The 13388-nt window shown below is 35.4% G+C and carries 11 protein-coding genes and 1 pseudogene; all 12 read right to left on the bottom strand.

Going from position 1 to position 13388, the window contains the following annotated elements; all coding sequences use genetic code 11:
- Window positions 1-19 precede the first annotated feature (19 nt).
- Window positions 20-433: pseudogene (locus A6M14_RS01905) on the bottom strand (TonB-dependent receptor plug domain-containing protein); the annotation flags it as partial.
- Between the two features lie 196 nt (window positions 434-629).
- A complete protein-coding gene (locus A6M14_RS01900; RefSeq protein WP_163123904.1) occupies window positions 630-1055 on the bottom strand; it encodes a YbaN family protein in 426 nt (141 codons plus the stop codon).
- A 35-nt stretch (window positions 1056-1090) separates the two neighbouring features.
- Window positions 1091-1687 carry a biliverdin-producing heme oxygenase gene (locus tag A6M14_RS01895; RefSeq protein ID WP_152873218.1) on the bottom strand — a complete coding sequence of 199 codons (597 nt, stop codon included), beginning with the start codon at window positions 1685-1687 and terminating at the stop codon, window positions 1091-1093.
- Window positions 1688-1751: 64 nt separating this feature from the next.
- Window positions 1752-3242 carry a surface lipoprotein assembly modifier gene (locus tag A6M14_RS01890; protein ID WP_152873216.1) on the bottom strand — a complete coding sequence of 497 codons (1491 nt, stop codon included), beginning with the start codon at window positions 3240-3242 and terminating at the stop codon, window positions 1752-1754.
- A gap of 75 nt (window positions 3243-3317) precedes the next feature.
- Window positions 3318-4109 (bottom strand): Slam-dependent surface lipoprotein, encoded by a 792-nt coding sequence (locus A6M14_RS01885; protein ID WP_152873214.1) that lies wholly within the window; start codon window positions 4107-4109, stop codon window positions 3318-3320.
- A gap of 183 nt (window positions 4110-4292) precedes the next feature.
- Window positions 4293-7478, bottom strand: coding sequence for a hemophilin receptor HphR (gene hphR / locus A6M14_RS01880; RefSeq protein ID WP_378226891.1), 3186 nt, complete (start codon window positions 7476-7478; stop codon window positions 4293-4295).
- 158 nt (window positions 7479-7636) lie between these two features.
- Complete coding sequence (locus A6M14_RS01875) at window positions 7637-8665, bottom strand: FecR family protein (protein WP_152873210.1); 1029 nt, start codon at window positions 8663-8665, stop codon at window positions 7637-7639.
- Complete coding sequence (locus A6M14_RS01870) at window positions 8656-9186, bottom strand: sigma-70 family RNA polymerase sigma factor (protein ID WP_163123901.1); 531 nt, start codon at window positions 9184-9186, stop codon at window positions 8656-8658. Before A6M14_RS01870 ends, A6M14_RS01875 begins: the two co-directional genes overlap by 10 nt.
- Window positions 9187-9570: 384 nt before the next feature.
- Window positions 9571-10416, bottom strand: a complete 846-nt coding sequence (tauD, locus tag A6M14_RS01865) for a taurine dioxygenase (protein WP_152873206.1) — start codon at window positions 10414-10416, stop codon at window positions 9571-9573.
- A 10-nt stretch (window positions 10417-10426) separates the two neighbouring features.
- On the bottom strand, window positions 10427-11302 hold the full coding sequence (gene tauC / locus A6M14_RS01860; protein WP_152873204.1) for a taurine ABC transporter permease TauC: 876 nt from the start codon (window positions 11300-11302) through the stop codon (window positions 10427-10429).
- A complete protein-coding gene (locus A6M14_RS01855) occupies window positions 11303-12088 on the bottom strand; it encodes a taurine ABC transporter ATP-binding protein (protein WP_152873202.1) in 786 nt (261 codons plus the stop codon).
- 10 nt (window positions 12089-12098) lie between these two features.
- Entirely contained in the window at window positions 12099-13127 is a 1029-nt protein-coding gene (gene tauA, locus A6M14_RS01850; RefSeq protein ID WP_152873200.1) for a taurine ABC transporter substrate-binding protein, read from the bottom strand.
- Window positions 13128-13388: the final 261 nt, after the last annotated feature.

Below are 13388 nucleotides of genomic sequence, written 5' to 3'. Positions count from 1 at the left end.
AAATCTGCTAGTCTAGAGCCATATTAATAATACCGCCTGTCGCACCCGAACCATAAATACTTGTTGCACCTGAAACGACTTCAATATGATCAATCATATTTGGGCTAATACTATTTAATTGACGTGCAACATCACGTGAACCTGTTTGTGAAACACCATCAATCATAATTAAAACATTACGTCCTCGCATGGTTTGCCCATAATTACTTGTAGTTCCACTACTTGGTGCTAAAGATGGTACGAGTTGTGCTAAAACATCGGCAAGTTTACGCCCCGCAGCAGCTTGTTGACTAATTTCATCACCACGAATGTTCTGAACAGTGCCTGCAATTTCTGCAATGCTTTTTGGGGTTCTTGTTGCCGTCATAATAATGGGTGCTAGTGTTTTACTTTCGGACGAAGTATTTTTCACTTCGTCTGCATAACTCAGCATACTTGTCGTTGTCGCTAAAATACTGATGGTTAAATAAGACAAACGCATTTTTTTAATCCAAAGTTCAACTTTTTGTATGCGTATATTACGTGCTAATTCATCAATAATGATTATCATTATTATTTAAATTACAAAAAATATAACGGACTCCCGATGTTTAATTTTTTATAACAAAGCTTTTCAATTTTATAGATCTTCATTTACGCCACATCCATATCAGTACACAAGCCATACATGCAATTGCAGGATAAACAAACCAAGGATGTGGAATTGTCCAAATCATGAGTCCTGCCGCAACGCTCATACTCATTGTAGACATATACTTTGCTTTTTTAGGAATACGACGATGTTCTTTCCACTCGTGAATAATAGGTCCTATAAATCGATTTTTTAAAAACCATGCATGCAGTTTTTCTGAGCCTTTTGCAGAAAAAATAACAGCCAATAAAATAAAATCTACCGTGGGTAAACCAGGAATAAAAATGCCCAATACGCCTAAAAAAATACAGATCCAAGCAAGACAAATAAATATAATTCGCCAAAATAATGAACGAGCCAATTTGCTTTCTGGTTTTTGAGTTTGTGCGTTGATATTATTCAATGTATTTTCCATTTCAGACATTATTATTCCTAGTTTTATTTGCGATATCCTTTTATTTATTTCAGCTCTTTAAGTTGAATAAGCGCTTGTCCGAAATATTCAAAAGCATCTAGTGCACCTTGTACAACACGATTCTGTAGCTTTGGATCAAATCCTGAATCATCTAACGCTTCTACAAACCGTTTCCACACTTTTGCACGACCTTCAGGATATGCAGCTAAATTTCTCGCAGCATAGCTTTCAGACAAACCTAATTTTTTCTGAGCTTCTTTAAATAAAAATGCTGCGCCCAAAGTTGAACCTTCAGACACATAAATCCAGCCAAGCGCTTCGGGTAATTTGATGTGCTCAGTTTGCAAGCTCTGTCCTTGTGGCTGAATGTTTAAATCGCTTAAATCTTGCAAAGCTTTATCTGAACGCCCACGAATACCTAAGTCTGGAATAAGTTCTGCTATACCCTCTTTATCGAATAAATTTTCAATTTCTTTTTGGAAATAATATTGAGATAAAGTGAATTTTCCATATTGTTCTTGGCTTGAAAAAACATCTGCTTTTGCCATCAATTGATGCATACGCTCATGTTCTGAAGCCGTTTCATGCTTTAATCTGTAAGATAAGCTTTGTGTATTTTGTATATTTACTGATGTATTCATTATCATTCTCCTAAAATGAATTATTAATCAATCAAACTTAATTGTAGAAAATCATCAATTCACCTTAAAACCGATGTTCGAGTTTTAAACTAAGGTTTTGTTTGTCATAGGAATACAACCAATCAACATTGCTTTTATTGTGGTTATATCTATAGGTTAAGCTAGGTGTCATTCCATAAAATTTGAAGCGTGGCATTTGCAATACAAAAGTATAATTTTCTTCAAAATCATGACGGCGTGTGCCAAAAGTTGCGACATGTTCATCGAATTGTCGCCAGCGATACGAGCTAAAGAGTGTGGTGTTAAAACCAGTATTCCAAACTTTACTTAAACCTAAGCGCACACCTTGTTGTTGGTAAGATGCTAGAAATTTCTCTTTGGTATTGTGGTCAAGTACATCTACACCACTAAAGAGCGTCCACCGCTTAGGTAAGATTTTCCAAAAGGTAAATAATGCCGAAGTTTCTAAGCCATCTAAGTTTTTAAATCTTTGATAATCTAAATCTTTTGCTTCCGCCTCAAGCTTGAATGCCTTGTCATTGGAGATGAATCTCATCCATTCTGCACGCACGCCCCAAGCATTGTATAAACTGTTATTGCCATAATTTTTATGTTCAAACAAAGGACTGAACGTAATTTGGTTTTTCTGATCGAAATAACTATAGCCTGCGGCAATGTTTATAGTTGATTCGTTATATTGAACGTAATCATCATAAGATTGACCAAAAGCAAGCCCACGAATTGAAAGTCCATGATTCCCTTTAATTGAAAATCTTTTGATTAGGCTTGCATCAAAATCGACACCATTTGCAGATTCAGCCGCAGGGCTTCCTCGTGTAATTTGCTGAACTGGAACTACATTTTTATCTTGATCTAAGCCATATAAAGTCCAAGTTTTACTTTGTTCAGATGAACTATTTAAATTATTGGCATATGTAGGTCCTATAGCCATTGAACCTTGCCATGAATCTCGCTTTTCAATTGCCTTTTGAAAAATATCGATAGTCTTTAAAATTTCAGGCGGTATAACTCGCTGATCACTGATTGTAGATTTTTCTTGAATTTGGCTAAATAACAGAGAGGCATCTTTATTTTTTTGTTGTTCGAATAGAACGCGTGCCAATTCAAGTTCACAAATTAAGTTATTTGGCTGAATGGATAAACTGTTTCTAAATTTTTGTTCTGCTTGTTTTAACTTAGCCTGCGCGCGCAACATCGCACCTTCGGCAAATTCAGTCAGTGCTTTATCGTAATTCTCGAACTTTTTATAATTTTCTAAATAGATGGGTACATTAGCCCAGTTTTTTTGCATAACAGTAAGATAAAGTGCTTTTGCCAAATCATCTTCGCTTTGTTCTACATGATATTTTTGCCCATTAATTTGTATTTGTGGTAATTCATTTAAATTTTGAATAGATAGATCTTGTTTCAACGCTTGTTGCTGTTGTAAGAGTTTCTGATCTAAGTTTTGATTTAGACGTAATTGTGTTTCGTTATCTGCATGTATATGCGTATAACTGAATAAACTTAGACAACACAAAAAAGTACGCTTCATACGCAATGAACAACCAATTTAATTACATTGAAAAATAAAAAAGGAATCTACACATGTAGATTCCTTTTGTTAAAATTAATTCTTAGCACCACCAAATGAGGTGTTGTATGAGGCGTCATTAAATTGAGCAATACCTGCCAATGCTGCAGCATCGGCACCAAAGAATTGACCTGTTACAAGACCTGATTGATCCAAGCCCGCAGTGCCATTTGCATTTGCACCACCAGAAAATGCAGCACTTCCTGCATTAAATGTAACGCCATCTAATGTTAAATTAGACACCGTAGTCCCTGTTCCTGCAAGAGAACCTTCAAGTGTTCCCGCACCAAAATCTGCTGTGAAATTACCCGTTAATAAGTTTGTTGCAGAACCATTTATACCTGCAACAGAATACGTTGCCGTTCCAGCAGTTGGAACCGTCGTATTACTATTGTCTCCTGCATAATAAACAGTATGACTTGCGCTTTCTGGTGTATCACCTGCCTTCCACCAATCACCGAAAAAGACTTCTTGTGAACCAACTTGTGCAAAATTAAAATTACCTAATGCACTGTGTGTTGGTGGAACAGCAGTGACAGGAATATGAGAAACATTAAAGCTAGCAGAACCCGCTGTTACATTAGTATTACTTGTCCCTTGGTCAGAGAATCGTTGAGCCATGCCTTTTAATGCGTTAAAACCTGTGAATGCGTCATAAGGAGCACCCGCTGCTTTAACAGCTAAGGCAGCTGTACCACCTACATGATTCGAGCTTGTTGAAGTGCCAACTGCAATGTTATTTTCATTGCTTGTCGCGCCATCAATGCCTGCATGTGTTAAAAATGCAGAACAAGCAAATAGACCGACCAATACTTTAGAAACTTTCATTTTTGTTACTCCGTCTTTAATTGACTTATTTATTGATTAATTAAGTTTTCTTTATTGCGTTATAGAGCAAGCAAAGTGATAAATGCTTACTTTTATTTTGTAAATAATAATCATTAATCCTTTATTATTTACGCCCATCAATTTCAACTATTGTGTTGAAATTAAATTCTTTTAAATATTTTGCTAGAACTTCGTGGTCCAACTCATTTTTAGCGTTCGACCTGGTGCCGCCATTGCACTTCGCGTCAATGGGTCTATATAAAATTGATTGGTAACGTTATTTCCTACAAGCTCGAATGTGTTGTATTCATCAATTTGGTATCGTGCATAGGCATCAAAAATCCATGTATCATCCCAAGCCAATGGCACACTTAGGTAATAACCTTGGTTAATACTAGAATCACCACCTGTACGAATTGGACTTTCATAACCTTTGTAAAAAGTTGCACGTGCACCTAGCTCCAGTTTTTCATCGAAGAATCGAGCCCCAAATAATCCATGGAAGCTAATTTTGGGTGTAGCCATCGTGACTAAATATCCATTTGGAAAACCATCATCAACACAACGTTCGTATGGAAGGACAAATTGAACGCCTTGATCTGTTTGTACAGTACGACTATTAATGGTTCTTAAAATGGCACTATTGGTATCACAAACTTCATTTTTTAAGTTATATGACATGCTTAAGTCTGTGAAAAAACCGCCATTATCAAATCGACTTTGTAGTTCCAAGCCAGAAAGCTTTTGTTCTTCCATGTTGGTAAAAATTAAGTTTTGATTTCGTTCAATGACATTTTTAGTCTTGTTGTAGTAATACGCGAGTTTTAAGTCTGCATTTCTTGCACTTTTGAATAAATCACGCATGTCATACACATAACCAACTTCATAGTTAAAAGCATGTTCAGGTTTAATTCCTTCATAAGGAATAAGTGCTGAAAAGCCAACAGTACTTTCAAATAAACTTGGTAAACGATATTCTTCGGCATAGCGCGCATATATTCTATTATTTTGTGTGATTTGAACCGATGCGCTTAACTGTGGCGCCCAACCACTGTCTTTTACTTTTTCAACTGAAGTAATAGGAATAAGTTCATTTTTTATCGGTGAAAAACTTCCATTGATAAACTTTTCGCCAGAGGCATTAAGTTGATCAAGTGGATTATTTTCTAAAGAGAACTTTCCATTTTCATCTGCTTTCCAAACAATTGAATTTTTTTGGGTCCAAATTAAGCGTTGTAATAAATTTTCAGTTTTAGGTATAGATGCTAAATTGCCATCCCAATCAGGATTCTTCTTTGCATAATTTGGAATAAGTCGATCAAGTTGACGTTGTTGAGCTGGTGTGTACGAATCTGGCATTGTCATGTAGTCGTACGTATATTCTGTCGACCTTACTTTTTTAGTAAATAATGGATTTAGTTTAGGATCTACTTGACCATTTATAGATCTATTTTGGAAATCATCAAATGCCCAATAAGAACGATGACGCATTCCTGCATTCAAACTAAGCCAAGAAAATGGTCGATATCCTATATTAAAATCGAATGATGTTTCTTCCCTACGACCTGCTCGTGGTAATGCTTGAAATAAAGCAACATATTCACCAAAATTACCATAAACATCTTTAGAGCTAAGTTCTTCTTTTAAAAAACTGGCACCTAATGTTAAATCTAAATTATCTGAAAAATTAGATTTATTACTTACCGTAATACCTTGCCGTTTATTATCTGAATAACTAATAGCAGTGTTAATAAGCTTTTTAGTATCGTAATCAATTTCCGTTGGCCAACCACCACGTGTATATGTCTGACTTTCTGTATCTGTTTGCCATAAGTTTGCATAAAAATCGATCCACGGCGATGCTTCAGGATTATATTTATATTCCAAACTGTAAGCTTTTGAACGAACATGACTTAATGGCCACTGTGGAACGCCAATTTCAGGTGTTACTCCCCACGTAATGCGTGAAGGCATAATTTCACCAAACTGGTTTTTTGTATCTCTAAAAGTCAGCTTTAAAGTATGGTCATCGGTTGGTCGATATGTTCCTTTAAATAACCAAGACTCCATATGGCTTGATGTATTTGGGACTTCATCACCGGGTTTATATGCATACGCAAAATAAGGAATGAAGTCTAAACCACCACTTGGTTCTGCTCTTTTATAGTAGTCTGAATTTTTTTTACCAGAAAAATAATTACCACGTTCACGAACAGCATAAACAGCCAATAAATCAAATTTATCTTGTTTAGTTGCAAGTGCTAAACGACCCGCTAAATCATCACCTGAAAAAAATGAATTATCATCCGTTGTTCTATTTTTCTTGTAAATATCTGGGTCAAATGAAGCCCCATTTACTTTAATCCACGGAACAGTATCATCATAATTTTGCCCAATTTTATTCATATTAGGTAAAGATGGATCAATTGAATTAGAAGAACCTTCAACTTTTAGTTCTGCACCAAAACTTTTGCCAGGGCGTACAATATCTTCTGCTTCTAAGGTCTTCACGACCACACCACCACCAACCGATGTAGTCTTATTACGTTCTAGAGATGGACCTTTTACAACCTCAATATTGGCAATTAAGTTGGGATCAATATAGTTCCGATTATTCACCCCGTTATAGCCACGCCAAACAGCAATAGATTGTTCTGTACCGTCAATGGTCAAAGGAACACGACCAACGCCTTGAACCCCACGAATACTAGGATCTAATGCACCGCTATTACGCGCATCACCACTATAAACACCCACCATGCCTTGTAGCACATCTGCAGGGTTTGTGCCTTTGAAGCGCTCTACATATTCTTTACCTGCATAAACCGTAGAATGATTGGCTTCATAGACTTTGTTATAACCTGCAACATCTTTATTTTCTTGCCCCGAAACAACAATAGTTGAAAGTTTTACACTGGGTTTTTCTAAAGGATTAACAAGATTTGTTGTCGATATATTGCTTGATGATTCTTGTGATGGTATTGATGTATTTTTCTGAATGGGTTGAGCGGTGCTTTTAGTCAGCACATAACCTTGCCCCACTTTAACCACACTAAATTGTGTTGTACCTAAAAGATGCTTAAAACCTTGTTCTACCGAATAACGACCTTGTAGACCCGAGCTATTTAAGTCTTTTAATTGTGTCGCATCTATAGCAATTGAAGTATTCGATTGTGCTGCAAACTGATTCAGCACATTCGCCAATGTTCCCTTCGAAATATTATAAGATTTCACCGCAACCGCTTCTGCATGGGCTTTTTGCATAGGGATTATGATACTACCTAGGCATATTGTATTTATTGCCAATGCAAGCGCTGAAAATCGGAATAAATCCCGACGATTCATGGAGCTATGCTTTTTTATCTTCATTACATATTTTCCAATTAAAACGTAATAAGAATCATTCAATAATCGTAATTAAAATGAGTCAATTGTTTTGCTTCTACTTAATATGACGAATGAGATTTAAAAAAGTGGAACCAAAAATTAGAATTATTTCTAAATTATTTTATTAAAACATTCAAAAACTAATTTTTTAATGAAATAACAATAAGATAAGGCGTAATTTTTTTAATAGCTAAATTTGGGAAAACCGTATTAAGTAATTGAAGTGCATCTTGTGTCTGATCTAAAGGTAGAACTGCACTTACTTTTATGTTTTCTAGCTCTTGTTTATTAAATATGATTTTTCCTTGATAATTTTGATCTAACTCTTTCAATACTTTACTTAAAGACAAGTTTTCGACCAGTAATTTGTGTTTTTTCCATTTCTGAGTTTCGTTATAAACATTGATCTCTTGAATCGCTTGTATCCCTTGTTGATTCATTTCGACACCTTGCCCTGAACGAACTACCGTTGAATTTAAATGCCTATTCATCTCTTTATGTAAAGGTAAAGATTCAACACGAACTTTAGAATGCAACATTTTTAATTCGGTTGATGATGGCGAATAAGCCACACTAAATGCAGTCCCCAGTGCTGTTATCGATCCGTGAGATGTTTCAACAATAAAAGGTCTGGTTTTATCTTTGGCGACATCGACATACATTTGCCCTTGGACTAATTCAATACTTCTCTGCTCTTGATTAAATGTAATATTTACAGCGCTTTTTCCACGTAAAATCAGCTGAGATCCATCTTTAAGTGTGGTTGTTGTCCACGCATTAGAATTACTTTTTATATCTGCTGTTAAATAACCTATAGATGTATCGGTGAATTGCATATACCCATAACACGCAATAAAAAATACGCATGCTAAAGCTGTTGTGCTTAATATGTGCTTATATTGTTTCCCTGAATTTAGACCTGCATTTAATGCTGTTTTGGCAATTTTTTTATGTTGCGTTGTGCTGCCTAATTTTTGAATCGAATTCAAGCAATGTTCAATATCGGTACCAATTTTAAGATGATCTTTACTCTTTAATTTCCATTCATTAAATTTTAATTGTGCTTCTTGTTGTATATCTAAATCATCGGAACTTAATAAGACCAACCATTCCGCTGCTTCTTGAATAAGATGTTGATGAATAGATTCATGCTTATTTTCTATTGCCATTTAAAAATACAATCCATTTCTGAACGTACTTGATAGCAACGTACCAAACAAGCTGCCAAATATTTTTGAATCATTTTAGTCGAAACACCAATCTTTTCCGCAGTTTCTTTATGGGTATACCCTTCCAAATAATGCAGAATAAATGCATGTTGGGCTTTTTGTGAAACATCGTCTAAAGCCTTACACAATTGATTAATTGCTTGAATAATTTCTAATTGATCTTCAGGAGATGCTACCGTCTCAAGCATATATTCCAGTTGACTCAAACCATCTAAATAAGCTTGTTCAATTTTTTTACGGCGAACTTGATCGATAAGTAAGTTTTTTGCGATTGACGTTAGATATGCACGTGGTTCTTTCACTCCCAATAATTCATCACGAGTTTGTATAAGCTTAATAAAGGTGTCTTGAACAATATCGGCAGCTTGATCTGCATTTCCTAATTTATATTTTAGCCATTGATGAAGCCAACTTTGATGATTTCGATATAACTGATCTATATGTATTGTAAAATTGTTCACTTCGATCAGACTCTAAATAAATACCGATCAAATGATAATAATTATCATTAACAAAAGTCAAGAATCTTGCGGATCTTTGCTTTACACCAATGGTTTTTGTTTTTCATAGTCTAATACATTGTAATTTATATAAATTATATTGTTAATATTTTGAAATACTCATCTTACTTACACGGTATCATTTCATGCTGCACTTCAAGCAATTGATATATAGTCAGATATTATTTAGTAAATTTTTAGCTTTAATAACAATTAAAAAGTCTAAGCTCTGTGCGGAATCATGTTCTCTGTTCAATATTTATAAAAAGTTAAGAAAACAGAATAAAAAAGCCCTAATTTTTTAGGGCTTTTTATATCTAAAATTTCTATGTAAGCATTTTAGAATCAACTTGCTTTTTTGAAATACGGAATTGAACCATTTACCGTTGCACGGTGCATAATTCGATGTGCATCTCCATAATCAAATAAAGCCTTGTGTTGCGTACAGCGATTATCCCAAATTGCGACGTCGCCCTCTTGCCATGTCCAACGTAAATGAAATTCTTCTTTTACGGCATGTTCAAATAGGAAATTTAACAATTCATCACTTTCAGCTTCAGAAAGCTCGTTAATTCGAGTGCTAAACCCTTCATTGACAAACAGAATATCCTCACCAGTTTCAGGATGGCTTCGTACCACAGGATGCACTACAGGTGGATTTTTACGGAATGAGTTTTCTAAACGCTCGCGATCCTCAGGTGTTGTACCAAAGCGTTCTATTGGAAATGATTTACGAATGTCATGGGTCGCAGTTAAGCCACGAAGCTTATTTTGTAGATCACTCGTTAAAGCATTAAATGCAGCAGTACCACTTGCCCAAAGCGTATCACCGCCAAATTCAGGAATTTTAATGGCTTGAAGTACACAACCTAATGGTGGTGTTTGGCTGAATGTCACATCTGTATGCCAAAGATCATTATCACGTAAATCTTGTCGATGACTATCTAGAACAATCACTTCAGGCGCATCATCCATAGATGGATAAATAGGATGAATATGCAAAGTTCCAAAAGTTTTTGCTAATTGAACTTGTGATTGAGCAGTGAGTTGCTGCTTTCTAAAGAAAATCACTTGATGTTTCAATAAAGCACTATGAATATCTTGAATAGATTGATCATTGAGTTGGTTTAAATCTAAACCTTCAATAATTGCACCGATGTTTGGGTTAATTTCTTTAATTTGTAATGACATAACTAATCTTCTACAACTGTTGTCCATACCAAGGTGCTAACTGTTTTTGTAACCACCGAAGTAATATTTCAAAACTCACCGCCACAACCGCAATCACGATAATGCCGAGAATAACTGTATCTGTAATTAAAAACTGTGCCGCAGACTGCACCATAAAACCAATTCCACGATCTGCTGCGACTAACTCTGCAGCTACAAGTGTTGACCAACCTACGCCAAGCCCAATGCGAATACCCGTTAGAATATGAGGTAATGCTGTAGGTAAAATCACATACTGTAAAACTTGTAAGCGTGTTGCACCTAAAGACAAAGCTGCACGTTCACGGTTTTGTTGATGGCTAATCACGCCGTGTGTTGAACTAATAATGACTGGCGCTAGAATTGAAAAGAAAATTAAGAGAATTTTCGTAGTTTCACCAATACCAAACCAAATCACCAATAAAGGTAAATATGCCAAAGGTGGAATTGGACGCAATAATTCAACCAATGGATCTATTACAGCACGTACCCATTTATTTAGTCCCATCCACAAGCCGACAGGAACGCCAATTACAACTGCTGCAATTAATGCAGTGAAAACACGACCAATACTTTCCGCAAGATGTTGCCAAAGCGTCGCTTTCATAAAGCCATCTTGGCTAACGGTTATAAATTTTTTCCACACTGCTGCAGGGCTTGGTAAAAACAATTCAGGAACAATATGTAATGCAGTAATTAAGAACCAAAGTGCAAGAATGCTGAGTACACTTGAAATACTTAAAACTAAACTCAAATGCCCTTTCACATATTGCTGAATTTTACGAGAAAGCGTGACTTTTGCCTGCAGATGTTCTTCGTTTATAGTCGAGATAGATTTCTGAGCAATCTGTTGTGTTTGAATACTCATTTATATCTCCAATGCATGTAACTTTTGATTTTTTAAACGTTCAAATAGCTGTTCACGAAGTTGAATAAATTTCGCATCAGACTTAATTGAACGAATTGACTCACCATTTTTATATCGTTGAGCAAAATCTAAATGTAATGTTTCAACAATTGTTCCTGGTCGAGCCGTCATTAAAACCAATTGATTACTCAATAACAAAGCTTCTTCAATATCATGCGTAATGAGGAAAAAACCTTTGTTTTCCTTAATCCATAAATTTAGGACAAACTCTTGCATGTTTTCACGTGTAAACGCATCTAAAGCTGCAAATGGTTCATCTAATAAAATAAAGGGCGCATGACTAATTAAAGCGCGAGCAATACCAACGCGTTGCTTCATTCCACCAGAAAGCTCCCAAATATTTGAATTTGCAACGTGAGCTAAACCAACGGTATTTAGAATAGAATCGACTTGAGTTTTAATTTCATTCGCTTTTAAGCCTTTAAGCTTCAAGGAAAATGCGACATTATCTGCCACACTTAACCAAGGCAATAATGCGTGTTCTTGAAACACCACAGCACGGCGTGCATCAGGTGCGACAAGAACTTCATCATCAATTTTTACAGCGCCAGAGTTTACTTTCTGAAAACCTGCCAAAATATTTAACAAAGTGGTTTTACCGCAACCTGATTCTCCCAAAATCACCGTTAAAGATGATTCATGAATCTCTAAGTTAATATTTTTCAGTACAGAAACGTCCTGATTTGGGTACGTTAATGTAATGTTTTCAGCTTTTAAGATACTCATTTTTACATCCTTAAGGCTTAACAAACTCAGAAGTTACATTGTCTTTGTAGCTTACTTTTACTGCATCTACTTTGCCTTGAGTTTTTAAGAATGTTGCTGTATCAAAAATATTCTTCGCAAATTCACCATCAAAAATTTGCGCTTGTTGAGCTTGGTTTAAATAAATATTTCCCGATAACAACAATGGAATATCTTTGGCATCTGAACCTGTCAAATCTGCAATTTTTTTCAAATTCTCTGCATTCGCTTCAAATGCTTTAGAATCTTGATTGTATTCATCTATTTTCTTTAAAGATGTTTGAGCAAATGATTTTAAGAATTGTGGATTTTTCTGTGCAAAGTCTTTACGTACAACCCATACATCAAATGTTGGAGCGCCCCAATCACCGACTTGTTTAGAATCTGTTAAAACTTTACCTGTTGCAGATGCTTTACTTAGCGCAGGTTCCCAAACATAAGTTGCATCAATATCACCACGTTCCCACGCTGCTGAAATTTCAGGTGGACGTAAGTTCACAATTTTGACTTGAGATTCTGAAATATTCCAATGCTTTAACGCAGAAAGTAAGCTGTAATGTGCTGTAGATACAAAAGGTACAGCAATGGTTTTACCAATTAAGTCTTCAGGTTTTTGAATGCCTGATTTATTGCTCACAACTAAAGCTTCAGAGCCACCTAATTTTGCAGCAACAAAGAAAACTTCGATTGGTAACTCACGGCTTGCGGCAGCAGCAAGAGGGCTTGTTCCGATATTACCAATATCGACATCACCAGATGCAAGTGCATTTACAACATCGGCACCTGTATCAAATTTTTTCCATTGAATGGACTGTTGACTATCTTTTTCGTATTCACCATCGGCTTGAGCAACTTTTGATGGATCTACCCCTGTTTGATATGCAATAACAACTGCTTTTTCTGATTTATTAGATGTATTCGTTGTATTGTTTTCAGTGCCTTTATTTTGGAAATAGAGAAAAGCAGCAATTGCGATAACCGCAATGACCGTCACAATTAACGGTTTTGATTTATTCGTCATATCTTTTTCACTAAATGCGATAACTAGCACATATGCTAAACATTTGGCTTTATTATGAAAAATAACTTTATTTCCTTTGAATATATTTTTTTACTATTTAATAAATACAGATTTATATATCTCTAATATTCATAAGTTTTACATTCTTATATTGAATAATATGATGTTTGATTATTCTAAATGAGTATCTACAAATAAAATAAGCCTCATAAATGAGGCTTAAACTGAATGACGATTTTTTCAATCATTTTCTAAAGAGTG

The sequence above is a fragment of the Acinetobacter portensis genome, assembly GCF_009372215.1.
Lineage (GTDB): Bacteria > Pseudomonadota > Gammaproteobacteria > Pseudomonadales > Moraxellaceae > Acinetobacter > Acinetobacter portensis.
This window is presented reverse-complemented; position numbering and strand designations above follow the sequence as displayed.